The sequence below is a fragment of the Streptomyces sp. NPDC020875 genome (assembly GCF_040641415.1).
Lineage (GTDB): Bacteria > Actinomycetota > Actinomycetes > Streptomycetales > Streptomycetaceae > Streptomyces.
Map to the genome: position 1 here is coordinate 1 of NZ_JBFADP010000052.1, position 24490 is coordinate 24490.

Here is a 24490-nt window from a genome sequence, read left to right on the forward strand (position 1 = left end):
GGGGGGGGGGGGGCCGCGGGGCGGCCCCCCCGCCGCTCCGGGGCCCCGGCCCGCGCGCTGTCAGGGGTGGAGACTGCCGACGACCTCGGCGGTGGCCGCGACGCCCTCGTGGATGGTCGGGGCCATGCTGGTGCCCGCGACGAAGAAGCCGAGCAGGGCGCAGACGAGTGCGTGGGAGAACTTCAGTCCGCCGCTCCGCAGGAACACCACCGCCAGAACGATCAGAAGCAGCAGTACCGACATCGAGACCACCATCGCCGACTCCTCCACCTTGCCAACTTTTGCGCAAATTGCGGCTTTCGCCGGTCAGTCTGGCGTAGCGGGGGATCCGTTCGGCTCTCCGGCGTGTCCGCCGGACGGGTGGTTGGTGTCCGGGGCCGGTTCAGCCGCCGGTCGGCACCTCGCCCGGCCCGTTGTCCCGGCCATTCTCCCGGGTGCGCGGAAACCGTTCGAGGCCGGGCAGGTCGTCGGTGTTGAGATGGTCGACGCCTGTGTCGGCCAGAACAGTCCACAGGGCGTCGCGGGCCGGGCCGGGTGCGTCGGGGGTGGCCCAGAAGCGGATCCGGCGGCCTTCCCGGTGGGCGGTGTCCACCAGGGCACGGAGCCGGGCGTGTTCGGCCGCCGGGAAGGATGTCCGGCGATCCGGTGCCGGTGCCCGGTGTGGTGCGGCGACCGGGAGTTCGCCGCCCGGCCGGTTGCCCCGCGAGGGGCGGACCGTACGCGGTGCCGGGCGGGGCGGGCGACCGGCCTACGGCTCCGGAGCCGCCGCACCCCGCCCCCGTACTACCGTCAGCCGTCAGCCGTCAGCCGTCAGCCGTCAGCCGTCAGCCGTCAGCCGGGGCACGCTTCCCGGCGGTCGCGCCCGGTGCCACCTCGTCCCAGTGGACGGTCCGGTCGCACCACCGGTCCAGCAGTACCTTGTCGTGCCCTACGGCGAGGAGTCCGGCGCCGGTCTCCCGGCGGTACTCCTCGACGACGGCGACCAGTGCGGCCGTGGTCGACGCGTCCAGCATCGCCGTCATCTCGTCGCAGACCAGCCAGCGGGGCCGGAGCGCCAGCGCGCGGGCCACGCAGGCTCGCTGGAGCTGGCCGTCGCTGACCTCGTGCGGACGGCGGCCCAGCAGATCGCCGGTGAGGCCGACGGCGGCGGAGAGTTCCTCGGTGCGCTGCGCGGCCTCGGCCCGGCGGCCGGTGGCCCGCAGCGGTTCGGCGATCAGCTCGCGCAGGGTGAGCCGGGGGTCGGCGGAGAGCCGGGGTTGCTGGAAGACGACGCCGATCGCGGTCCGCAGGGCGCGCGGCGCGCCGTGCCGCCAGCCGGGGACGGGGGTGCCGTCCACCACGACCCCGCCGGACCAGGGGCGGTGCAGCAGGGCCGCGACGCGGGCGAGGGTGGACTTGCCGCAGCCGCTGGGGCCGAGCAGTCCGACGGACTCGCCGGGGGCCAGGGTGAGGGACGCGTCCCGGACGACCGGCGCGCCCCGTTCGTATCCGGCGGTGACCGAACGGATCTCAAGCACGGCGGGCCTCCTCGGCGGCCGGGACGGCCGGATGGTGGCAGGCGAGCCCGTCGGTGAAGGCGGGCCGGGTGGCGCAGGCGTCGTCGGCCCGGTCGCAGCGTGGGGCGAAGGCGCAGCCCGCGGGGAGGTCGCCCAGTTCGGGCGGGAGTCCGGGGACGGCGGTGAAGGCCCGTTCGGGCAGGGCGTTCAGCAGGCCCCGGGCATACGGGTGCCGGGGGCCGGGTTCGCCGAAGAAGGTCCGGGCCTCGGTGAGTTCGACGATCCGGCCCGCGTACATCACGGCGATCCGGTCCGCGATCCGTTCGGCGGCCGCGAGATCGTGGGTGATCATCAGCAGGGCGCGGCCTTCGTCGGTGTGGCGGCGCAGTTCGTCGGCGGTCCGGTTGACCAGGTCGCGGTCGAGTCCGGTGGTGGGTTCGTCGGCGAGCAGCAGCGGGGCGTCGCCGATCAGGGCGAGGGCGGTGGCGGCGCGCTGGGCGAGGCCGCCGGAGAGTTCGTGCGGGTAGCGGTCGAGGTGGTCGGCGGGGAAGGCGGCGCGCGCGGCGGCGGTGACGGCCTCGGCGCGGGCGGCCTTGCGGGTGGCGCCGGTGAGTTCCCGCAGGGTCTCCTCCAGCTGGGCGCCGACGGTTCTGACGGGGGTCAGATGGGCGGCCGGTGACTGGGGTACGAGGCCGACGAGCCGGCCGCGTACGGTTCGGGCCAGGGTGCGTTCGTCGGCGCCGAGGAGTTCGGTTCCGGCGACGGTCGCGGTTCCGGCGGTCTCGGCGTTGCCGGGCAGCAGTCCGAGCAGGGCGGAGGCGAGGACGGACTTGCCGCAGCCGCTCTCGCCGACGAGGGCCAGGCACTCCCCCGCCGCCAGGTCGAAGTCCGCGCCGGTGACGGCGGCGACATGGCGGCCGCCGCGCATCCGGAACCGTACGGAGAGGTCGCGTACGGCCAGGACCGGCTGCCCGGTCCCGGGGCGGGCCCGGGGTATCCCGGTGGTCACGGACTGCTCGGTCACAGCGTCAGCTCCGATCGGCGGCGGGGGTTGATCCGCTCGCGCCAGGCGCCCGCGAGTCCGGCCACCGCGAGGGTGGGGACGATCAGGAAGAGGCCCGGGAAGAGGGTCGGCCACCAGTCACCGGCCAGCAGGGAGCCGCGGGCCGTCTGGATCAGATTGCCCAGGCTCGCCTGGTGGCTGGGGAGTCCCAGGCCGAGGAAGGAGAGCGCCGATTCGTGCCACATGGCGTGCGGCACCATCAGGACGGCCGCGAGCCCGGCCTGGGGCAGGACCGCGGGGATCAGATGGCGGCTGGTGACCCGCCATCGGGAGGCGCCGCCGGAGATGGCGGCGTCGACGAAGGGGCGGGAGCGGAGCGACAGCACTTCGGAGCGGACGATCCGGGCGGTGGAGAGCCAGTGGGTGATCGCGACGGAGACGATCACCGGCCAGACGCCGGGCCGGAACATGGCGACGACGAAGATGCCGAGCAGCAGATGCGGTACGGACGAGAAGGTGTCGACGAGCCGCATCACCAGCCGGTCGACCCAGCCGCCGAAGGCCGCGGCGGCGGCGCCGACCAGGGTGCCGACGACGGTGGCGACCAGGGCCGCGACCACCCCGACGAGGAGGGAGATCCGCAGGCCGTAGATACAGCGCAGGAGCAGATCGCGGCCGACGTCGTCGGTGCCGAAGGGGTGGGCGAGGGACGGCGGCTGAAGCTTCTGGGAGAGGTCGACGGCCTGTTCGTCGAGCTGGACGACGGGCGGCACGATCAGTACGGCCAGTACGACGGCGGCGACGATCACCGCCGATACGGTGACCCGGACGGTGCGGGTGGTGCGGCGGGCGTGTCCCCCGGACCGCCAGACCAGGTCAGCCATCGAAGCCCACTCTCGGGTCGGCGAGTCCGTACAGCAGATCGGAGAGGAGGTTGCCGAGCAGGACCGCGGCGGTGGCCAGCACGGTGAGCGCGGCCAGGAGCGGGAAGTCGACGGCGGTGGCGGCCTCGACGGTGGCGGCGGCGATCCCGGGCCAGCTGAAGACGGTCTCGACCAGCAGGGCGCCGGTGATCAGTTCGGGTACCCGGGAGCCGATCAGGGTGAGCATCGGCAGCATGCCGGAGCGCAGGGCGTGCTGGAGGAGTACGGTCCGTTCGCCGATGCCGCGGGCGCGGGCGCCGCGCACCGGGTCCTCGTCGAGGGCGTCGCCGACGCCCTCGCGGACGTAGAGGAAGAACCACGGCATCTGGGAGAGGCCGAGGACGGTGGCGGGCAGGACGAGGTGGGTGGCGACCTGGTCGAAGGTGACGGTGTCGCTGCCGGTGTCGGTGAGTCCGCCGGCGGGCAGGACGCCGAGCTGGAGGGCGAAGACCCAGATGGCGAGGAGTCCGAGCCAGAACGCGGGGGCCGCTTCGAGGGTGTAGGCGACGGAGCTGACCGTGCGGTCGAGCCAGCCGCCGCGGACCCGGGCGGCGAGTACGCCGAGGACGGTGCCGAGGACGACGGCGAGGGCGAAGGCGGTGACGGCGAGCAGTACGGACCAGCCGACGCGTTCCCCGATGGCGTCGGCGACCGGCTGGCGCAGTACGGCGGATTCGCCGAGGTCGCCGCCGAGGGCTCCGGTGAGCCAGTTCCACCAGCGGCTGACCAGGGGTTCGTCCACGCCGAGGTTGGCCCTGATCCGGTCGAGGTTCTCCTGGGTGGCAGTGAGGCCCGCGGTGCCGGTGTACGCCTTGACCGGGTCGAACGGGGAGGCCGCGGCGGCCGCGAAGACGCCGAAGGTGACGAGGAGAAGGACGGGGACCGCGAAGAGGGCCCGGCGGCCCGCCATCCGGAGCATCGGACCCCACGGCGTCCGGCGGCGCCCCGGGTGGGGCGCCGCCTTCGGCCCGGGGGCCCCGGTCAGGGCTCCGGTCACTTCTTCGGGGTCCAGTCCTCGACGTTCCACCAGGGGCCGGAGGCCAGTCCGTGCTCATGGCCCTCGACCTGGGTGTTCGGGCCGTCCCAGGAGTCGTTGACGACGTAGAGGTGGTCGATGTGGGTGAGGAAGGTGTAGCCGGGGTTCTTCACCAGCTCGCGCTGGACGGTCTCGTAGGCGGCCTTCCGCTCGGCCTTGTCGCCGCTCTGGCGGCCCTTGACGAGGGCCTGGTCGACGGCCGGGTTGTCGTACCAGCCCATGTTGTTGAAGCCGTCACCGGCGACGGTGGAGGTGAGCAGGAGGTACTGGTCGAAGTCGGGGTCGCCGGGGGCGCCGCCGCCCGCGAGGACCGCGTCCTGCTTCATCCGCGGCTCGATGACCTCCCACGGCCCGGACTGGGTCTTGACGGAGATTCCGGCCTTCTTGGCGTCGGAGGCGTAGGCGAGGGCGTGGTCCTGGCGGAGCTTGTCACCGGCGGGGTACCAGAGGGTGAATTCGGCGCGGACGCCGTCCTTCGTCCGGATCCCGTCGCCGCCCGCGCGCCAGCCGCCGTCGTCGAGGATCTGCCGGGCCCGGTCGAGGTCGTGGGCGCGCTCGGTGCCCTTCGCGAACCACTCGCTGTCGGTCGGTACGGGCCCGTAGGCGGGCTTGCCCGCGCCTTCGAGGATCTTGTCGACCATGGTCTGCCGGTCGACGGCGACGTCGAGGGAGCGGCGGACGGCGAGGTCGCCGGTGACCCGGTTGCCGGTGGGCAGGGTCACCGTCCGGTAGTCGTAGGTGGTGGCGGTGTGGGTCTTCTTCGACTTGTCGTTCTTGAAGCCCGCGGCCAGGTTGGGCGGCAGGATGGCGCCGTCGAGGTCACCGGCGCGCAGCCGGGTGGCGCGGACGTCGTCGTCCTTGATGACGGCCATGGTGAACTTCTTCACCTCGGGCGCGCCGCCCCAGTAGGAGGGGTTGGCCTTGAAGCTGAGCTTCTCGCCCTTGGACCAGGCACTGAGGACGTACGGTCCGGTGCCGACGGGCCGGGTGGTGAAGGGCCCGGTGTTGACGTCCTGGCCCTGGAGGGCGTGCCGGGGCACGATCGGGTGGACGGTGCGGTGCGCGAACGGCGCGTAGGGGTACTTCAGGGTGAAGACGACGGTGTCGTCGCCTTCGGCCCTGACGTCCTTGATCGCGTCCAGTTCGGACTTGGAGGCGTTGTTGGTCTTCGGGTCGAGGATCGTCCGGTAGGTGTAGACGACGTCCTCGGCGGTGAAGGGCTTGCCGTCGCTGAAGGTGACGCCCTTGCGCAGGGTGTAGGTGTACGTCAGGCCGTCGGCGCCGACCTTCGGGAGGGCGGTGGCCAGGGCGGGCTTCAGCCGCATGTCGGGGCCCATGGCGAGCAGCCCGTCGAAGATCTTGGAGTTGCCGTCCTTGCCGAAGCCGAGGAGGGGGCTGAGGCTCTCGGGTTCGGTGGAGATGCCGACGACGGCCGATTCACCGCCGCCGGAACCGCCGCTGTCCGGGTTGGAGCAGGCCGCGGCGCCCGCGGTGAGCGCGGCGGTCAGGGTGACCGCCGCCGTCTTCCGTATGCGACGGCCGAAGCGGCCCCGGCGGCCCGATGCAGCGGACACGCTACCCACACCCCTCATGAAGATCCTTGGTTCTTGCGAATGCCATGCAATTAAACCGTACGGCTCTTCGCGTGGGCAGCGGACCCTTGCCTTCCGTTCGGCTTTTTACGCAGGTCAGGGCATGGGGAGCGAGACGAGTGCGGCAAGTTCCGCCCGATGGCGCCCGGGGGAACCCAGGGCGATCTGCCCGGACTTCGCGCGCTTGAGGTAGAGGTGCGCGGGATATTCCCAGGTCATGGCGATCCCGCCGTGGAGTTGGACACACGCCTCGGCGGCCCGGACGGCGACGTCGGAGACGTACGCCCCGGCCACGGCGATCGCGACGGCGGTGTCGGGGGCGCCGCCGGCGAGGGCGTCGGCGGCGTTCCTGGCGGCGGCGCGGGCCGAGACGAGATCCAGCCAGAGCCGGGCCATCCGGTGCTTGAGCGCCTGGAAGGAGCCGACGGGCCGGTTGAACTGGCGGCGCTCCCGGGTGTGGCGGACGGTCCGCTCCAGACACCATTCGGCGACCCCGAGTTGTTCGGAGGCGAGCAGCCCGGCCCCGGCCAGCAGTCCGCGCCGGACGGCCCGGCCGGTCTCGGCGGGCCCGGCGAGCCGGGTCCCGCCGGTGGCGCGGCTCACGGTGGCAAGCGGCCGGGTGAGGTCGAGGGCAGTCAGCGGCTCGATCAGGGCGTCGGCGGCACCGACCGCGTACAGCCCGTCGGGCCGGGGCACGAGCAGGACGTCGGCGGCGAGCGCGTCGGCGACACCGGTGATCCGGCCGTCGGCGGGCGGGGGCGGCGGGGTGTAGGGGTCGGCGACCAGTGGTACGGCGACGGCGGCGACGGTCCGCCCGGTGGCGACGGCGGCCAGCAGTCCGGCGACCTCGGCCCGGCGGGTGTCGAGGGCGAGCAGGGTCTCGGTGGCGATGACGGAGGAGGTGAGTACGGGGGCGGGGGTGACGGCCCGGCCCAGTTCCTCCAGGACGACGGCGGCCTCGCGATGGCTCGCGCCCTGTCCGCCGAGGGCTTCGGGGACGAGCAGCCCGGCGACCCCGATATCGGTGGCGAGCGCCCGCCACACCCCGGCGTCGTACGGATCGCCGGTCTCGGCGCGGGCGGGCAGCCCGGCGGGGTCGGCCCGGTCGTCGAGCAGGGCGCGGACGGAAGCCCGCAGGGCGGTCTCGGTGTCGGAGTAGAGAAGGTCCGGGCCGGGGCCGGGGCCGGGGGCGGTGCCGGGGGCCGGAGGCCGGGCGGTCTCGGCGGTCTCGGGGTTCACCGGGAGAGGTCCTTCCAGGGGACGTCCTTGTCGTCGCGGGGTTCGGCGGGCAGGCCGAGGACGCGTTCGGCGACGATGTTGAGCAGGACCTCGTCGGTGCCGCCCTCGATGGAGTTGCCGCGGGCGCGCAGATAGCGGTAGCCGCAGTCGCGGCCGGTGAAGTCGACCCGGTCGGGGCGGCGGAGCGTCCAGTCGTCGTAGAGCAGCCCCTCGCCGCCCAGCAGTTCGACCTCGAATCCACTGATGCGCTGGTTGAGCCGGGCGAAGGCGAGTTTGACGGCGCTCCCCTCGGGGCCGGGGTGTCCGGCGGCGAGGCTCTGGCGGACCCGTTCGGCGGTGAGCCGGGCGATCTCGGCCGCCACCCAGAGCCCGAGAAGCCGCTGGTGCAGTTCATGGGTGCGCAGTTCGGGGCGGTCGCGCCAGACGGCGGCGGCCTTCGCGATCATGCCGCCCTCGCGGGGCAGCCGGGCGCCGCCGATGGAGACCCGCTCGTTCATCAGGGTCGTACGGGCGACCGGCCGGCCGTCCCCGACGGCGCCGACGCGATGGGCGTCCGGGATCCGTACGCCGTCGAGGAGGACTTCGTTGAACTCGGCCTCGCCGGTGAGCTGGCGCAGGGGGCGGACCTCGACCCCGGGGGCGGTCAGATCGCAGACGAAGTAGGTGAGGCCCCGGTGTTTGGGGACGGCCGGATCGGTCCGGGCCAGCAGGATCCCCCAGCGGGCGAGATGGGCGCCGGAGGTCCAGACCTTGCGGCCGTCGACGGTCCAGCCGTCGCCGTCCGGGACGGCGCGGGTGGCGAGTCCGGCAAGATCGGATCCCGCGCCCGGCTCGCTGAACAGCTGGCACCACACCTCCTCACCGGTCCACAGCGGGCGCAGAAACCGGCGCCGCTGGCTCTCGGTGCCGTGGGCGAGCAGCGTGGGGGCGGCCATGCCGAGGCCGATCAGAATGCGGAGGGGGTCGTTGGAGGGTGCCCCGGCGGTATCGAGTTCGGCGTCCACGACGGACTGGAGGGCGCGGGCGGCGCCCAGGCCGCCGAGCCCTTCGGGGTAGTGCACCCAGGCGAGTCCGGCGTCGAACCGGGCGCGCAGGAAGTCCGCGGCCGGCGTGGTGGCAGGCGGTACGGCGGCGAGCAGGTCGCGGGCCCTGGCGCGCAGCGCGTCGGCGCCGGGTGGCGCGGTCGCCCCGCCGGAGGTGTCCGGGGTCATCACGGGGTGCCTCCCGCCGCCCGGGGACCGGTCGCCCCGCCCTGCTCGTCCGGCCGGTCCGCTCGTCGGCTCCGCATCCGGGCCTCCCCTGCCGTCGGCGGTGGTGGCGCCTCGGCGCATCAGGCGAATCAAACGAATGAGCCGCATGCTAAGCGGTCGCTTGCCCAGGGGGAAGGCCGCGACCGGCGCGCGCCGGGCCATGTCCCGCCGCCGGGAGTACGCGGGCGCCGGTGCGGTGCCGGGTACGCGCTGCCGCACGGCGGCGGGCCGGTCGGCGGTGTCGGGCGGTCGATCGGTGCTATTCGGTATCCCGGCGCGCCGCGCGGGGGCGGGCCCGGACGTGCATGCGCTCGCCCTGGGGGCCGAAGAGGCTCAGCACCTCCACCGGCGCGTCGCCGGACGCGCCGAACCAGTGCGGAACACGGGTGTCGAACTCGGCCGCCTCACCCGGGCCGAGCACCAGATCGTGCTCGCCGAGGACCAGCCGCAGCCGCCCGGAGAGCACGTACAGCCACTCGTACCCCTCGTGGGCGCGTGGGTCGGGCTCGGCGGACGCCGGTTCCAGCACCACCTTGTACGCCTGGAGTCCGCCCGGTCTGCGGGTGAGCGGCAGCATCGTCCGCCCCTCCCGCACGATCGGCTTGGTACGGACCCGGGGATCCTCCACGGCGGGGGCGCCGACCAGATCGTCCAGCGGCATCCGGTGGGCGCGGGCCAGCGGCAGCAGCAGTTCGAGACTGGGGCGGCGCTGCCCCGACTCCAGCCGGGAGAGGGTGGAGACGGAGATCCCGGTGACCTCGGACAGGGCCTCCAGCGTGGCGCCCCGCTCCCGCCGGATCCGGCGCAGCCGGGGCCCGACCCCGTCCAGCACGGCACCGATCCGCCCGGCTTCCGCCGGGTCCCCGGCGCCCTCGTCCACCGGCGCGCTCCGGGCCTTCCTCCGCTGCTCCCCACTCATGAATCCATTGCAGAACCGGCAAGCCATTTTGTCAAACCGCACCCTTCGCGGGCCGGGGCCGGGGCGCCTGCCGCCGTACGGGGGCGGCCGGTTGCGGCGGACCCGCCCGTATCCGGCGCCGTACGGGCGGGCAGGCTTGACGTGTGCGTCGGGCTCGCGGCGCCACCGGTACGCACGGGCGGCGGCCGGACGGAGACGAGAAGCGGAATGGGCGGACGGATGGACGGATGCGATCTGCTGGTGGTCGGGTCGGCCAACGCCGATCTGGTGATCGGTGTCGAGCGGCGGCCGGGCCCGGGTGAGACGGTCCTCGGCTCCCCGATCACCGTCCACCCGGGCGGCAAGGGCGCCAACCAGGCGGTCGCCGCGGCCCGGCTGGGAGCGCGGACGGCGCTGCTGGCCCGGGTCGGCGACGACGACCACGGACGGCTGCTGCTGGCCACGCAGCGGGCCGCCGGCGTCGACACCTCGGCCGTTCTCGTCGGCGGCGCGGCGACGGGGGTCGCCCTGATCACCGTCGACCCGTCGGGCGACAACGGCATCGTGGTCTCGCCGGGCGCGAACGCCCTGCTCTCCCCCGCCGACGTCCGGGCGGCGGCCGGGGCGGTCCGCGCGGCGCGGGTCGTCTCGGCCCAGCTGGAGATCCCGCTGGAGACGGTGGTGGAGACGGTCCGTGTCCTCGGCCCGGGCGGCCGGTTCGTCCTCAATCCGTCGCCGCCCGCCGCCGGGGCGCTCCCCTCGGAGGTCCTCGCGGCCTGCGATCCGCTGGTCGTCAACGAGCACGAGGCCCGTGCGCTGCTCGGCGGCGCCCCGGGCGGCGATCCCCGCGACCGGGCACTGGGGCTGCTGTCGCTGGGCCCCCGTTCGGTGGTCGTCACCCTCGGCGCCCTGGGCGCGGTGGTGGCGGGGCCCACCATCTGCGTACGGATCCGGAGCCCCCGGGTCACGGCCGTCGACACGACGGGCGCGGGCGACGCCTTCACGGCGGCCCTGGCGTGGCGGCTGGGCCTGGGCGAATCCCTGGAGACCGCGGCGGTCTACGCCTCCCGGGCGGGCGCGGCAGCCGTCACCGCGCCGGGCGCGCAGTCGTCGTACCCGACACCCCTGGAGCTGCCCCCGGCGGCCGCCGGCTGACACCCCGGGCGGATTCGCGCCCCGGCGGCCGACGGTCCGGGTACGCGCCCGATACCCGGTAGTCGGACCCTCGCCGCGGGGCGTGTCCGGAGAACAGCACCGCCCGCCGGGAGGGCGCCCTTGAGACGACACGCCTAGGATGCGGCGATGGCAGTCGATCTCTTCGCGGGAATTCCCGTCAGTGTCTATCCCCGGGCCCTGGAGTGGTACGAGCGGTTGCTCGGTACGCCGCCCGCGTTCCTCCCGAACGACACGGAAGCCGTCTGGGAACTGGCCGAGCACCGGTATCTCTTCATCGAGCTCCGGCCGGGCCGGGCCGGTGGCGCCCTGCACACCGTCTTCGTCGGGGACTTCGACGAGCGGGTGGCGGCGATCGCCGCCCGGGGCCTGGAGCCCGATCAGCGGGAGACGTACGCCAACGGGGTACGCAAGGCGGTCTACCGCGACCCCGACGGCAATGAGGTCTCCTTCGGCGGCGCCCCGGTCTGACCGGCTCCCGTACGGGCCGTACTCATCCCGGGGTCTGAGTATCCGGACCCATATCGCGCCGCACGGGCGCGTTCTACGCTCCGGGCATGCAGAATCAGCCACCGCCCTACGCCGCCGGACCGCCCGGCCCCGGGAACCGCCGCCGTCGCCGCGGCCCGGCCCTGTGGACCGCGGGCGTCCTGGCCGTCACGGGTCTGCTCGCCGTCGGCGGGATCTGGTGGAACGGGACGGCCTATCCCAGTACGGACCCGGACCGGGTCGCCGAGGGCCTCAAGGCGCAGGCGCAGGTGGTCTACGACGATCTGGCGCTGCCGGGCCGCCCGGCGGTCAGCGCCACCGTCGCCACCAGCACCTGCCCCTACCGGGGGCTGCGGGGCATGTTCCACACCGGGACCCGGCCCGATGTCGCCGGGTTCTGGCTGCACTGGAAGTTCGACGACATGGATCCGGCGACGGCCCGCGCGGGCCAGGACCGGGTCCGGGCCCGGCTGGAGCGGCAGGGCTGGCGGCTGGTCAGTGAGAACATCGCCTCCGAGCAGGGCTTCCGCTATACCGCCCCGAACGGCAAGGACAAGATCGACGTCAACTGGTACCGGCCGACCCGGATCCTCGCGGTGACGCTGCACGCGCCGTGCGGAGTCCTCCCGGAGGGCTTCGACAAGTCCGACTGGCCCGTGGCGAACTGGACCGCGCGCTGACCGGCGGGCCGGAGGACGCGAACGTACGCGATCCGGCCCGCCGCCGCTCCGGCGCTACGCCTCCCCCTCCCGGGCCACTGCCGCGTCGTCCGGCCGGTCGGCCGCAGGCCCCGGGACGGCACCCCCGGGGTTCACGGACGCCGGGTCGGCACCGGCGGCGGGCTTCCGGTCGCGCGGGCCCGCGACGAGCAGGACCACCGCCGCGGCGACCACACCCGTCAGGGCGTACAGAAACGCCCGGCGGAATCCCCCGACACCGCCGATGTCCGTGGCGACCCCCACCAGGACGGCGAGCCCGAGGGAGCCGCCGAGCTGGTCGACCGAGCGCTGGACGCCGGACGCGGTCCCGGCGTCGTCCTCGGTGACCCCGTGCAGGGCCGCGTGCTGGAGGGCGATCAGTCCGATCCCCATCCCGGCGGCGACACCGGCCATGCCCGGCAGTACGTCGACGGCGTACGAACCCTGGTCCGGCAGCCGGGCCAGCCAGCCGAGACCGGCCGCCGTGAGCCCCAGGCCCAGCAGTGCCGTCCGGTTCGGGCCGACCGCGCCGATCAGCCGTGACACCTGTGAGATCGCGAGGAACAGGGCGCCGCAGAACGGCAGAAAGGCCAGCCCAGCCGCCAGCGGACCGAATCCGATCACCTGCTGCAGATAGAGCGTCAGCAGAAAGAACGCGGTCGACAGCGCCGCGCTGAGCAGCACCGTGACGCCGTTGGCGACGGCGCGGACCCGATGGGTGAGAAAGCCGAGCGGAACCAGCGGATGCCGGGTCCGGGCCTCCACTACGACGAAGGCGGCGAGGAGCGCGATACCCGCCGCGATCGCCGGGGGCGCCGATTCCACGATGCCGAAGACGAGACAGAGCGGCCCGGCCGTCAGCAGCGCGGCGCCCGGCAGATCGAGCGGCGCGCTCCGGCCCCGGGGCGCGTCGGCCGGGATCAGCCTCGGCGCGAGCAGCAGTACGACGACCGTGACCGGGACGTTGATGCCGAAGATCCAGCGCCAGTGGAGGAGTTCGGTGATCACTCCGGAGAGCAGTACACCGGCGACGAGACCGCCGACCGAGATGGCGCCCCAGATACCGAGGGCCCTGGCCCGTTCGGCGGGCTCGGGGAAGGCCAGGGCGATCAGCGACATCGCGGCGGGCGACGCCAGCGCCTCACCGGCGCCCTGGGCGAACCGGGCCCCGATCAGGGTCGGCAGATCGGGTGCCGCCCCGGCGAGGAGGGAGGCGACGGCGAACAGACCGGCGCCGAGGAGGAACATCCGGCGGCGGCCCAGCAGATCGGTGATCCGGCCGCCGAGCAGCAGCAGTCCGCCGCCGACGAGGGTGTAGCCGGTGACGACCCAGGTGAGGGAGTCGGCGGGGGCGTCGAACCGGGCGCCGATGGTCGGCAGCGCCACATTCACCACGGTGACGTCGAGGGCGATGAGGAACTGGAGGAGGGAGAGCAGGGCGAGCGTCGCCATCCGTCGGTCGACGGCACGGGGCGCTCCCCCGTTTCCGGGAAGAACGTGCATGAGGTGGGTACTCCAGGCGGAGGAAGGTCACGACCAGAGGTCGTCGGGACGCTTCTGTACCGGTACGGCGAACCGGCCCCACCGGTGACACCGGTACGGCTCGGCTGTGGCCGTGGCGCGATACGCCCGGACTAGTCGGTGACTGCGATACCCATGGGAGGAATCTTAGGGCCTCCCTCCCGATCTTGCCGGGGTTTACCGCCGGGCCCTGAACTTCCGCCGGGAAAACGGTGATTACCCGTCCGTAGCGCCCCCGGCTTCGCGTTCAATGGTCCCCGGCCGACCCACGCACTGATGTGCGAGACAAACCGGCCTCGCGTGGACGGGCAGGCGGGAACGGTACACAGGGTCGGGACATCACTCCGGACGGCGCACGACGCGCCGGCCGGAGTGACGGCCGCTCCGGTCCTCCCCGGCCACGGCGATCCGTCGATCGACCGTACCGAGAGGAATCGGCATGAAGAGGCGAGGCATGACCCGGATATGGCTCGGCGCCGCCCTGGCGACCGTGATGTCGCTGGTGACGGCGCCGAGCGCGGCGCACGGCGACTCGGGGGGTGGGGGCCGCTGCTCCGGCGGGTACGCCGCCATCACCTTCGACGACGGGCCGACGGCCGACACCCCCGCCTATCTGGAGGCGCTGCGGGACGCCGGTGACGTCCGCGCGACCTTCTTCGTCCTGGGATCGCGGGCCGCCGAACGGCCGGAGCTGACCCGGCTGATCGCCGAGGACGGGCACCGGATCGGCAATCACACCTACACCCATCCGAATCTCGTCGCCCTCGACCCCGCCGCGGCCTTCGCCGAACTGCGGGACACCAGCCGGGTCGTACGGCGGCAGACCGACCGGGCGCCGAGACTGTTCAGACCCCCGTTCGGGAGCACGGACGCCCGGACCAGGCAGGACGCGGCCCGGCTGGGGATGACGGAGGTGATCTGGACGGTCGATACGGTCGACTGGAGCGGGATCTCCGCCGACACGATCGCGGCGAACGCGCTCACGGTCCGTCCCGGTGGCATCATCCTGCTCCACGACGGGCTGCGGACGACGCTCGACGCCATCCCGAAGATCGTGGCGGGGCTGGCCGAGCGGAAGATGTGCGCGGGCCGGATCGTCTACTCGAAGGAGCCGGTCCAGGCATGGCCGGGGCTGACGTTCCACGCGAAGGCCGCGCGCTGGTAGCGGCCGCGCCAGGCCGCCCCCTCGTACGGAGGGGGGCGGCCTCCCGCCGCCGGGGCGCGGACGCGGGCCCCGGGCGGCCGGTCAGCGCGGGAAGAGTTCGAAGGCGACCGCGGGGCGTCCGCCGAACCGGCGGCCGGTGGCCTCGGCGTTCTCCGTCAGAAAGCCCCGGCAGTACGCCTCGGGGTCCTGGTCGGTGAGGACCTCGATATAGGTACGGTGCTCCAGCAGGGACGCCACGGAGCGTTCGAGTCCGGCGGTGGCGTCGGCCGCGTGGGTGGGGCTCGTCGATCCGGCGACGGCGACCCAGCGGACCCCGTCCCACGGTTCGAGGCCCTGTTCCTCGACGAGTTCGGGGAAGATCCAGCGGTTGCCCGCGTCGGCCGCGGCGTCCAGAGCGGCCCGGCCGACGGCCCGGTGGTCGGGGGTGTTCCAGGTCGTACCACCCCAGGTGTCACGGTGGTTGAGGGTGATGACCAGTTCGGGGCGGTGGCGGCGGATGGCGGCGGCGATGTCGCGGCGGAGCGCCGTACCGTACTCGATCACGCCGTCGCGGTGGTCGAGGAACTCCACCGTGGTCACCCCGACCACCGCCGCGCTCGCCCGCTGCTCGCGCTCCCGCAGGGGGCCGCATTCCGCGGGCGCGATGGTGTCGATGCCCGCCTCGCCCCGGCTGGCGAGCAGATAGGCGATCTCCTTGCCCTCGTCGGTCCATCCGGCGATCGCGGCGGAGCAGCCGTACTCCAGGTCGTCGGGGTGGGCGACGACGGCCAGGGCGCGCCGCCAGTCGTCGGGCATCGGGGCGAGCTGGTCCGTCCGGTCCGTGGCGTCGGTCATGATCGCAGGATACGTCGCGGACCCGGATCACGACGGGTCCACGGCCGGTACCCGGCGGACGGGCGGTGGACCCATGACGAACCCGCGGCGGGCCCGCGACGGACCTGCGGCGGAGTCAGATCTCGCCGCGGACCAGGCCGATGAGCCGGTCGAGTACCCGGGGGCCCGTGCGCAGCCCGTCGTGCTCGTACTCGTCGGTCACCCAGGTACGGAGCCCCCGGACGGTCCGCGCGGTCTCCAGGGAGTGGGCGGTGTCCACGTACATGTCGTCGTGGTAGACGACCGCGGCGACGGGCACCTCGTTGGCGGCGAGCCGGGCCGGGTCGTAGAGGGCGGGCCAGTCGGCCCGGTGGGCGAGCAGCTCGGCGGCGTCCCGCAGGGGCCGCAAAGCGGGGTCGGTCTCGAAGTGCCAGGGGTGGATGGTCTCGCCGGTGAAGAGGACGGGGTCGTCGCCTTCGAGGGCGGCGAGGGCGTCGAAGCGGGGGAATTCCGCCCGGACCCGCTCGGCGGCCCAGCCGGTGGGCCGGTCGCCCGCGCCGCCGTAGCACGCCTCGTGGAGCAGGGCGTAGAGGGGATGCCCGGCGAAGGAGAGGGCGGCGAGGGCCGACTCCAGGAAGGCGTCGGAGAGTTCTTGGCGGTCCCCGGCCCGGATGAAGGCGTCGGCCAGCAGATAGTGCAGCCGGTGGCTGCCGTCGGCGGTACCGAGCATCAGCCCGAGGGACTGGAACGCCTCGGGGGTGAGGTGGTAGCCGCCCGGCAGCACGGTGCGGTGCTCGGCGAGATGGGCGGCGATCCGGCGGACCCGCGCCACGTCCTGCGGATAGCGGTCGTAGTGGGCCTCCGCCTTCCGCGCGATCCGGGGGTAGGCGGCCCGGTAGACGTCGTCCACGTGCCGCCCCAGGCTCGGCAGTCCGCCGGTGATCAGGACTTCCCGGAGTCCTTCGGGCGCGGTGCCCAGATAGTGGGTGGCGCAGAATCCGCCGAAGCTCTGGCCGAGTACGGTCCAGGGCGCACCGCCGGTGAGCCGGGGCCGGACGGCCTCGCAGTCCCGGACGATGTTGTCGGCGCGGAACTTCGCGAGGTGATCGGCCTGGGCGGCGGGGTCGGCGAAGGCGGCCAGCGACTGCCGGTTCAGCGGGCTGGAGGCACCGGTGCCCCGCTGGTCGAGCAGGAGGACCCGGTACTCCCGCAGGGCCCGGTCCAGCCATGCCTGCCGGCCGACCAGCCGCCGGGCACCGAAGCCGGGTCCGCCCTCCAGATAGACCAGCCACGGCAGATCGTCGCCGGCCCGGCCGACGGCGACGATCTCCCGGCCGAAGAGTTCCAGCTGTCCGCCGTCGGGGTCGTCGCGGTCGAGGGGGACGGTGAAGCGGTGGTCGGTGACGACGACGCCGGGCTGGTGGTAGCTGGTCACTGATTCTCCTGCCGGGTGATTGCTCCGTACATGAACATGCCCGCCCATAGGACCACACGGCGGACCCTGGGCGAGCGGGGTGGGAGCGACCGGCGTCCGCGGAGATCCTTCCGGGCTCGGGAGCGCGCTGCCGTGGTCGGCGCCCGATCATCCGCGGGTCGTGGGACCAGGGTGGGCGCGATGGCCGAATCACACCCCTCGAATGATACAGTGATGTCTCATTCTGAATGTGAACGTCTCGTTTCTGTTGCTTGGAGCTCGTCATGTCCCGCCTCGCCGCGACCCCGGTCGCGGACGGTGTCCACAGCCGCCGCTGGATCGTCCTCGCGATCCTCTCCGGCAGCCTGCTGCTGATCGCCATGGACACCACCATCCTCAACGTCGCCTTCCCCTCCCTCGTCGCCGATCTGCGGCCGGGCTCGGTGGAGCAGTTGTGGATCATCGATGCCTACGCACTCGCTCTCTCCGGACTGCTGGTGACCGCCGGCGCGCTGGGTGACCGGTGGGGCCGCAAGCGGCTGCTGCTGGGCGGCTTCGCCCTGTTCGCCCTGGCCTCGCTCGGCGCCGTGTTCGCCACCGAGGCGTGGCAGGTGATCGCCGCCCGCGCGCTGCTCGGCGTCGGCGGCGCGGCGATCATGCCCGCGACCCTGTCGATCCTTCGCCATGTCTTCACCGACGCCCGGGAGCGGGCCTTCGCCTATGCCGTGTGGGCGGCCGTGATGGGTGGCGGTATGGCGCTCGGTCCGGTGGTGGGCGGACTCCTGGTGGAGGACCACGGCTGGCAGTCGGCGTTCCTGCTCAACATCCCGATCGCGCTGGCCGTCATCGCCTTCGGCTCCTGGCTGCTGCCGGAGTCGTACGAGCCGCGCGCCGGGCGCTGGGACTGGACGGGCGTCGCGCAGTCGGTCGTGGGTATGGTCGCGCTGGCCGCCGGTATCAAGCAGCTCGGCAAGCACGGGGCGGACGACGCCCTGCCCTGGCTGATGCTGGCCCTCGCGGCCGTCGTACTGACGCTCTTCGTCCGCCGTCAGCTGCGGCTCGCCCATCCGCTGTTGCAGATACGTCTCTTCACCAGCCGCGCCTTCAGTGTCTCGGCCACGGCCCTGCTGCTCGGCATGGTCGCGCTCGGCGCCGTCCTGTTCCTGCTGACCCAGTGGTTCCAGTACGCCCTGGGCTACTCGCCGCTCCAGGCGGGCCTGCGGGTGCTTCCGGCGCCGCTCGCCCTGATCGTGACGTCCCTGCTCGCCCCGCCGCTGATGCGGGCTCTGCCCGTCCGGCATCTGATGGGTTCGGGTCTGGTCCTGATGGCCGCGGGTCTCGCCCTGCCCTGGTTCGCCCAGGGCTCCGACGGGCACCTCGGGTACCCGACGATGGCGATCGCGCTCGCCCTGATCGGCTTCGGCGCCGGACTTGCCATGACGGTGGCCTCGGTCACCTTGATGGCGGCCACCCCCGCCGAGCACGTCAGCGGGGCCGCCGCGATCGAGGAGACCTGCTACGAGCTGGGCGCCGCCCTCGGTGTGGCGTCCCTCGGCTCCCTCGCCGGCGCGCTGTACACGAGCAATCTGCCCGGGTACGTCACCGGCGCCGCCCGCGGTTCGGTCGGTGAGGGCGCCTACGCCGCGCAGGAACTCGGGGGCACGGCGGGGGCGTCCCTCCTCGACCAGGTGACCCGGGCCTTCACCGACGCCATGACGCCCGCGTTCGCCGCCGGGGCCGCCCTGGCGCTGGTCGCCGCGGCGACCGTCTGGGCCTACGTCCCCCGCGGTATCCGGCCCGCCGACAACGCCCACTGATCCCGCCCGCCGGGGCCGCCGCCGGGCTCCCGTCGCCGGTTCGCGGAACCGCCGCGTGATCGACGTACCCCCGATGCCGTGAACCTGGTCGCCCTCGCGGGCGACCAGGTTCACGGCATCCGTGGTCTACGGCCGGTGGCCGGGTCCGGCGGCGCGGAAGTCGTCCGGGGTCCTGATCCGGTCGCGGATCCACTTCCCGGCCTCCTTCAGCCGGGACGTCCCGGTCCAGGGGCCGCCGGAGGCACAGGTACCGGGCTTGAAGACGGCTCCGGAGCGGTGGTCGTCGGAGTAGTTCCAGTTGATCCAGCCGATCTTCTTCCGGTCCAGCAGATCGAGGTAGCGGCGGGCCGCCGCGAAGTCGTCGGCGCCCTCCCCGGCGTAGTTCTGGGTGCCGAACTCGGTGACGAAGAGGGGGATCCGGCCGGCGGCCCGGGAGAGCGCGGCGTAGTACGGGTCGCCGTGGGACGCCGCGTAGAAGTGGAAGGTGTACATGATGTTCTCCGCGTCCACCGGGTTCGCGGTGATCTCGGACTCGTCGGCGCTCTCGGAGACGCCGAGGGACGACCAGGCGCGGGTGCCGATGAGGACCGGGGTGTGCGGGTCCTGTCGGCGGATGACGGGGATCAGCTGCTCGGCGTAGCTCTTGATCCGGGGCCAGGAGACGCCGCTGGGCTCGTTGGCGATCTCGTAGAGCAGGTTCTCGTTCCCGGCGTGGCGCCGGGCGATCTCGGTGAAGAAGGTCTTGGCGCGGGCGAGGTTGTGGTGCGGGTCGCCGGGGATGAGCATGTGCCAGTCGACGACGGCGTACATCCCGCGTTCGGTGGCCTCGTCGATCGCGGAGCTGACGAGGTCGGTGAAGCGGCGCGGGTCGGTCTCGTAGCCGCCTTCCTGGATGTACATGGAGATCCGCAGGACGTCGGCCTTCCAGTCGCGGGCCAGGGCGTCGAGGGAGCCGGGGGTGACGCACCCGGCGTACCACTGGAGGCCGTGGGTGGACATGCCGCGGAGCTGGACGGGCCTGCCGTGCTCATTGCAGAGCCTGGTGCCGCAGACCCTCAGCCGGCCGTTGGCGTCGACGGGGCTGCCGGCCGGAGCGGCGGTTTCGGTGACGGCGGTCTCCTCCGGCGCGGGTGCGGCGGTACGGGACGGGGCCGGTACGGCGGCCGAGGTGACGGGGGCGGCGGCCGTGACGGCGAGGAGCAGCGCGGCGACGGCCGCCCCGAGCCCGGCGAACCGGCGCCGTAAGAGGTGTAAGAGGCGCAGGGGGTGGGTGGGGTGTGAGGGTGTCATGGTGTCTCCCCTGGACGGTGTTCGTGGGGGGTCCCGGGATGGTTAGGAAAGTTTCCTAACCGGATGGAAGCAGCCACCCCCTCATTCCGCAAGGCTCATGACAAAGGCTCCCCGTCCGGTGGCCGACCGTGTGCGCGGCGCGCGGCCCGCTCCTAGCGTGGGGGCATGATCCGGTTCGAGCAGGTCGGCAAGGTCTACCCGGACGGGACGACCGCCGTCGAGGGTCTGTCGTTCGAGGTCGCCGAGGGCGAGCTGGTGACCCTGGTCGGCCCTTCGGGGTGCGGCAAGACGACCACGATGATGATGGTGAACCGGCTGATCGAGCCGACGTCGGGCCGGATCAGCGTCGGCGGCGAGGACGTCTCGGCCGTCGACCCGGTGCAGCTGCGCCGCCGGATCGGCTATGTCATCCAGGGCGCCGGGCTGTTCCCGCACCGTACGGTCCTCGACAACACGGCCACCGTTCCCGCCCTGCTCGGCTGGCGGAAGGCCAGGGCCCGCGCCCGGGCTGCCGAACTGCTCGAACTGGTCGGCCTCGATCCGAAGACGCACGGCTCCCGCTATCCGGCCCAGCTCTCCGGCGGGCAGCGGCAGCGGGTGGGGGTGGCGAGGGCGCTGGCCGCCGATCCGCCGGTCCTGCTGATGGACGAACCCTTCGGCGCGGTCGACCCGGTCGTCCGCGAGCGGCTCCAGAACGAGTTCCTGGCCCTTCAGTCGTCGGTCCGCAAAACGGTTCTCCTGGTCACCCATGACATCGAGGAGGCGGTCCGGATGGGCGACCGGATCGCCGTATACGGCCAGGGGCGGATCGAGCAGTACGACACCCCGGCCGCCGTCCTCGGCACCCCGGCGACCGACTACGTGGCCCGGTTCGTCGGCGCGGACCGGGGTCTCAAACGGCTCTCGGTCACCCGGATCGAGGCCGCCGACCTGGAACAGCCGCCGGTCGCCCGGGTCGACGAGACCGCCGGTGGCGCCGCCGCCCGGCTGCGGGCCGAGGGCGCCCGCTGGGCCGTCGTCCTCGGTACCGGTGGCGAACTCCACGGCTGGGTCGCCGCCGACGCCCTGGCCATCGCGGGCCGGGAGGGCACGGTCGGCGAGCTGGCCCGCCGGATGGAAGCCTGGGTTCCGCTGGGCGCGCCGCTGAAGAAGGCGTTCGGTGAGATGCTCCAGCACGACGCGGGCTGGATCGCCGTCCTCGACGGCGACCGGTTCGCCGGGGTACTGACCCCGGCCAAGCTCCATGAGGCGCTGCGCCGCTCGGTGGACGCGGACGCGCAGGGCGTGGCCCGCGAGGACGTGGAGTTCGATTCGGTCTCCGACGCGTGAGGGCCGTGCCCGCGCGGGCGCACCGGACGCGGTCCACGGGACGGACGGGCCGGGCCGCCGGGCCCGGATTCGCGGCACACTCGCCCGCATGGTGACCATACGGAACGCCGGGGACGAGGACTGGCCGCTGTGGAGCGCGCTGCGGCGTTCGGCGCTCGCCGAGGCCCCGTACGCCTTCACTCCACGGGCCGCCGACTGGCACCGGGGCGAGGAGGACCGCTGGCGGACGATGTCGGCGGCGCCGGGTTCGTGCAATCTGATCGCCGAACGGGCCGGTGAACCGTTGGGGATGGCCCGGATCGTGCCGGGTGACGAGACCGGCTGCTACGAGATCCGGTCGGTCTGGGTGGCTCCCGCCGCCCGGGGCCTGGGTGTCGGCGACCGGCTGCTCGCGGCCTGCGAGGAGCGGGCCGGGCGGCTCGGCGCGCGGTCGCTGCGGTTGCTGGTCGTGCCCGGGAATCCGGCGGCGATCGCGCTCTATCTGCGGAACGGTTTCACCACCTCCCCCGAGCCGGGTCCGCCGCTGCCGGACGGGGTGACCCGGCAGAAGGTGATGCGTAAAGCGGTGTCGGCGTCCTGACGGCGGACCGGCCGCCGTACCGGGCCCGAAGTCCGGGACCCCGCGCCGGTGACGGCCGTCGCCACCGGCGCGCGGGCCCGCGGGGTCACCGCCCGGGTGTGAAGACGGGCAGGGTGAGGGCCGAATGGGCGGGCCGTCCGGCGGTGGCGGGCGCGGTTCGGAGTGCGCGCAGCATCTCGTTGCGGCGCCGGAGGCCCCCGGCGGTGGTGGGGAAGAGCAGGGCGTCGCCGTCCCCGATCAGATCCTGGTTGGCGGTGACGAAGGGGCGGGTGCGGCGTTCGTAGGCGGCGAGGGCTTCGGCGGGGTCCGTCTCCACGGCCAGGCAGCCCGCGAGCATATAGGCGCCGACGAGGGCGAGGCTGGTGCCCTGTCCGGTGAGGAACGAGGGCGCGTAGGCGGCATCGCCCACCAGGGCGACCCGGCCGGTGGACCAGCGCGGCAGCCGGATCTGGGCGACCACATCGGCGAAGAGGTCACCGGCTTCGCCCATGGCGCCGATCAGGCGCGGGACTTCCCATCCGGCACCGGCGAAGACCTCGGCCACCGGGTCGAGCCAGTCCGCCGGGTCGCGGAAGGCGTCGAACGGCGGCCTGGGGCGGGCGAAGTTGAGCAGGGCGTGTACATCGCCGTCGTCGGCCACGGCGTAGAGGGCGGCGGCCCGGCCCGGGGTGTTCCACATCACGATCTCGCGGGAGAGACCGAAGGTGTTGGGCAGGGTGAATCCGGCGAAGCAGTAACCGAGATACCGGTGGAACCGCTCCTCGGGGCCGAACACCAGCTCCCGGGTCCTGGAATGCGTGCCGTCGGCGCCGACGACCAGGGCGAAGGTGTGTTCGCCGCCCCGGCGGAAGGTGATGTCCACGCCGTGGCCGGACTGGTCGAGGGTGTCGATCGTGTCGTCGAACCGGAATTCCACCTCGTCGCGGACGGCCGCGTACAGGGCTTCGGCCAGATCCCCGCGCCGGATCTCCAGATCGCGGCCCGCGGCCCCGCCGCCGAGGGCGTACGGATCGACCGCGGCGACGATCCCGCCGTCCCCGTCGAGGAAGGTGAACCGGCGCGAGTCGATCCGCGCGTCGCGCAGCCGTGGCAGGAGCCCCATTCGCCGGACGACCTCCAAGGCGGTGCCGCGTACGTCGACGGGGTAGCCGCCGCCGCGGGGCGCGCCAGCCTTCTCCACGACGGTGACCGTATGGCCGTACCGGGTCAGCCAGTAGGCGAGGGCGGGGCCCGTGATCCCGGCCCCCGAGATCAGGACCTTCCGCCGGGGCGCGGGACGGCTCCCGGCCGTCGTCCCGGTCGCGGTTCGGGGGGCTTCGGCGGGGGTCATTTCCCGGCTCCTTCGGTCGTCTTGCGGAGGGCGAACAGGGAGAGCGCCGTGACGGCCCCGGCGACGAGGAAGCCGGTGACGTAGGCCGATCCGGCGGCGTCGTCCGTTCCGGCCGGGGTCCCGGCGGTGAGCAGGGCACCGCTGAGCTGGACGCCCGCGGCGAAGCCGATCACCCGGGTCACCAGGACGAGTCCGGTGGCGGTACCGGTGGCGTCCCGGTCGACGGCGGTGGCCGTCCGGACGACCATCGCCGTCACACAGACACCACTGGCCAGGGCGATCAGCGTCTTGGCGACGACGAGATGCCAGATCTCGGAGTGGAAGAGGGCCAGCGCGGTCAGAGCGGCCGTCATCACGGCGACTCCGGCGGCGACCACCGCGGTACCGCCGAACCGCCGGGCCGCGGCACCGCCGAGCGGGCCGCTGACCGCCGCCGCGACGGCGCCTGGCAGCAGATACCGTCCGATGTCGGTGGAGTCGGCCCCGAAGCCGGGGCCCTCGGCGGACGCCGCGAGCAGTTGCGGTACGAGATGGGTGGCGACCGCGGTCCCCGCACAGACGGCGAAGGTGATCGCGTAGGCGCTCCGGATCGCGGGCTTCGCCAGCAGTGCCAGGTCGACCATCGGCGCCGGTGAGCGGCGTTCGACCCGGATCCACGCGGCGACGAGGACCACCAGCAGCAACACGACGGCGACGAGCGGCAGCGGCAGTGCGGCGGCCTCCGGCGCGATCGCGAGCCCGGCCATGAAGGTCAGCAGTACGCCGCTGAGCAGGACCAGGCCGGGCCAGTCGATCCCGGCGCCGTCCGAGCGGGCCGGTGGATCGTCCGGCAGCAGCAGCCGGACCAGCAGGGTCGCCACGGCGATAGCGATCGTCGGCACGGCGAACATCCAGTGCCGGGAGAGCTGTTCCGCGAGGGGCCCGGCGATCAGGGTGCCCAGCATGCCGCCGCCGACGAAGAGCCCGCTGACCACCCCGATGGCCACCTGGGACTCCCCCGCCGGGAGGTAGGTACGCACCAGGATGAAGGAGAGCGGCATGGCCCCGACCATCGCGCCCTGGAGGATCTGGCCGATGAGCAGTACCGGCAGATTGGGCGCCGCCGCCGAGACCAGGCCACCGGCCACCACGACCGCCATCAGCCGGAGCATCACCCGCCTGCCGCCGTGGCGGTCGCCGAGGTTGCCCGCGATCGGGGTCACCAGGGCGCCGGTGACGAGCATGGTGATGCCGAGCAGGGCGCCCTGGGCGGGGGTCATCGATAACTCCCGCTGGAGCAGCGGGAGCGTCGGTGTCACCACCGACTCCAGGGTTCCGGTGGCGGCGGCCAGCAGGCCGAGGGCCGCGACCGCGGGCTTCCCGACCCGGACCGGGGCGCGCGGGATCGTGGTCATGGGCGTCCTTTCCTCAAGTACCCGACGGCTGTCGCCGGTC

The 24490-nt window shown here is 73.6% G+C and carries 22 protein-coding genes and 1 pseudogene; 7 read left to right on the plus strand and 16 right to left on the minus strand.

Annotated elements, in window-relative coordinates; translation table 11 throughout:
- Positions 1-60: 60 nt before the first annotated feature.
- From AB0G74_RS26415 to AB0G74_RS26460, 10 genes and pseudogenes are all read right to left on the minus strand, one after another.
- Positions 61-255: a hypothetical protein gene (locus AB0G74_RS26415; RefSeq protein WP_358827039.1), complete on the minus strand. Its 195-nt coding sequence runs from the start codon at positions 253-255 to the stop codon at positions 61-63.
- Between the two features lie 127 nt (positions 256-382).
- Positions 383-628 (minus strand): annotated as a pseudogene (locus AB0G74_RS26420) (hypothetical protein); the annotation flags it as partial.
- A gap of 196 nt (positions 629-824) precedes the next feature.
- On the minus strand, positions 825-1517 hold the full coding sequence (locus AB0G74_RS26425) for an ATP-binding cassette domain-containing protein (RefSeq protein WP_361150815.1): 693 nt from the start codon (positions 1515-1517) through the stop codon (positions 825-827).
- Positions 1510-2424 (minus strand): ABC transporter ATP-binding protein, encoded by a 915-nt coding sequence (locus AB0G74_RS26430; protein ID WP_361150935.1) that lies wholly within the window; start codon positions 2422-2424, stop codon positions 1510-1512. The genes AB0G74_RS26425 and AB0G74_RS26430 overlap by 8 nt, the downstream gene beginning before the upstream one ends.
- 92 nt (positions 2425-2516) lie before the next feature.
- On the minus strand, positions 2517-3383 hold the full coding sequence (locus AB0G74_RS26435; protein WP_361150817.1) for an ABC transporter permease: 867 nt from the start codon (positions 3381-3383) through the stop codon (positions 2517-2519).
- On the minus strand, positions 3376-4341 hold the full coding sequence (locus tag AB0G74_RS26440; protein WP_361150937.1) for an ABC transporter permease: 966 nt from the start codon (positions 4339-4341) through the stop codon (positions 3376-3378). Before AB0G74_RS26440 ends, AB0G74_RS26435 begins: the two co-directional genes overlap by 8 nt.
- 74 nt (positions 4342-4415) lie before the next feature.
- A complete protein-coding gene (locus AB0G74_RS26445) occupies positions 4416-6050 on the minus strand; it encodes an ABC transporter substrate-binding protein (RefSeq protein WP_361150820.1) in 1635 nt (544 codons plus the stop codon).
- Between the two features lie 96 nt (positions 6051-6146).
- Positions 6147-7289 carry an acyl-CoA dehydrogenase family protein gene (locus tag AB0G74_RS26450; RefSeq protein ID WP_361150823.1) on the minus strand — a complete coding sequence of 381 codons (1143 nt, stop codon included), beginning with the start codon at positions 7287-7289 and terminating at the stop codon, positions 6147-6149.
- Entirely contained in the window at positions 7286-8500 is a 1215-nt protein-coding gene (locus tag AB0G74_RS26455) for an acyl-CoA dehydrogenase family protein (RefSeq protein WP_361150825.1), read from the minus strand. The genes AB0G74_RS26450 and AB0G74_RS26455 overlap by 4 nt, the downstream gene beginning before the upstream one ends.
- A gap of 298 nt (positions 8501-8798) precedes the next feature.
- Positions 8799-9458 carry an XRE family transcriptional regulator gene (locus AB0G74_RS26460; protein WP_361150827.1) on the minus strand — a complete coding sequence of 220 codons (660 nt, stop codon included), beginning with the start codon at positions 9456-9458 and terminating at the stop codon, positions 8799-8801.
- A 219-nt stretch (positions 9459-9677) separates the two neighbouring features.
- Between AB0G74_RS26460 and AB0G74_RS26465 the strand changes: the two genes are divergently transcribed.
- The 3 genes from AB0G74_RS26465 (at position 9678) to AB0G74_RS26475 (ending at position 11779) form a co-directional block, all read left to right on the plus strand.
- Complete coding sequence (locus tag AB0G74_RS26465) at positions 9678-10592, plus strand: ribokinase (protein ID WP_361150830.1); 915 nt, start codon at positions 9678-9680, stop codon at positions 10590-10592.
- Positions 10593-10739: 147 nt separating this feature from the next.
- Positions 10740-11081 (plus strand): VOC family protein, encoded by a 342-nt coding sequence (locus AB0G74_RS26470; protein WP_361150833.1) that lies wholly within the window; start codon positions 10740-10742, stop codon positions 11079-11081.
- A gap of 86 nt (positions 11082-11167) precedes the next feature.
- Positions 11168-11779 carry a hypothetical protein gene (locus tag AB0G74_RS26475; RefSeq protein WP_361150835.1) on the plus strand — a complete coding sequence of 204 codons (612 nt, stop codon included), beginning with the start codon at positions 11168-11170 and terminating at the stop codon, positions 11777-11779.
- Positions 11780-11833: 54 nt separating this feature from the next.
- Here the strand turns inward: AB0G74_RS26475 and AB0G74_RS26480 are convergent, their stop codons facing one another.
- Positions 11834-13300 carry an MFS transporter gene (locus AB0G74_RS26480; protein WP_361150838.1) on the minus strand — a complete coding sequence of 489 codons (1467 nt, stop codon included), beginning with the start codon at positions 13298-13300 and terminating at the stop codon, positions 11834-11836.
- 457 nt (positions 13301-13757) lie between these two features.
- Between AB0G74_RS26480 and AB0G74_RS26485 the strand changes: the two genes are divergently transcribed.
- A complete protein-coding gene (locus tag AB0G74_RS26485; protein WP_361150841.1) occupies positions 13758-14483 on the plus strand; it encodes a polysaccharide deacetylase family protein in 726 nt (241 codons plus the stop codon).
- A gap of 81 nt (positions 14484-14564) precedes the next feature.
- On the opposite strand, the gene AB0G74_RS26490 is transcribed toward AB0G74_RS26485, so the two are convergent.
- Positions 14565-15317 carry a PIG-L deacetylase family protein gene (locus AB0G74_RS26490; RefSeq protein ID WP_361150844.1) on the minus strand — a complete coding sequence of 251 codons (753 nt, stop codon included), beginning with the start codon at positions 15315-15317 and terminating at the stop codon, positions 14565-14567.
- A gap of 115 nt (positions 15318-15432) precedes the next feature.
- Positions 15433-16731, minus strand: coding sequence for an alpha/beta fold hydrolase (locus tag AB0G74_RS26495; protein ID WP_361150846.1), 1299 nt, complete (start codon positions 16729-16731; stop codon positions 15433-15435).
- Between the two features lie 263 nt (positions 16732-16994).
- Between AB0G74_RS26495 and AB0G74_RS26500 the strand changes: the two genes are divergently transcribed.
- Positions 16995-18527, plus strand: coding sequence for an MFS transporter (locus AB0G74_RS26500; protein ID WP_361150848.1), 1533 nt, complete (start codon positions 16995-16997; stop codon positions 18525-18527).
- 126 nt (positions 18528-18653) lie between these two features.
- Here the strand turns inward: AB0G74_RS26500 and AB0G74_RS26505 are convergent, their stop codons facing one another.
- Positions 18654-19817, minus strand: a complete 1164-nt coding sequence (locus tag AB0G74_RS26505) for a glycoside hydrolase family 5 protein (protein ID WP_361150850.1) — start codon at positions 19815-19817, stop codon at positions 18654-18656.
- Positions 19818-19982: 165 nt separating this feature from the next.
- Between AB0G74_RS26505 and AB0G74_RS26510 the strand changes: the two genes are divergently transcribed.
- Both AB0G74_RS26510 and AB0G74_RS26515 read left to right on the plus strand, forming a co-directional pair.
- Positions 19983-21146, plus strand: coding sequence for an ATP-binding cassette domain-containing protein (locus AB0G74_RS26510; RefSeq protein WP_361150853.1), 1164 nt, complete (start codon positions 19983-19985; stop codon positions 21144-21146).
- A gap of 88 nt (positions 21147-21234) precedes the next feature.
- Entirely contained in the window at positions 21235-21726 is a 492-nt protein-coding gene (locus AB0G74_RS26515; protein WP_361150856.1) for a GNAT family N-acetyltransferase, read from the plus strand.
- A gap of 85 nt (positions 21727-21811) precedes the next feature.
- Here AB0G74_RS26515 and AB0G74_RS26520 read toward each other — a convergent pair whose 3' ends face one another.
- Positions 21812-23056, minus strand: a complete 1245-nt coding sequence (locus AB0G74_RS26520; protein ID WP_361150859.1) for an FAD-dependent monooxygenase — start codon at positions 23054-23056, stop codon at positions 21812-21814.
- Positions 23053-24450, minus strand: coding sequence for an MFS transporter (locus tag AB0G74_RS26525; RefSeq protein WP_361150861.1), 1398 nt, complete (start codon positions 24448-24450; stop codon positions 23053-23055). The genes AB0G74_RS26520 and AB0G74_RS26525 overlap by 4 nt, the downstream gene beginning before the upstream one ends.
- Between the last annotated feature and the right edge of the window lie 40 nt (positions 24451-24490).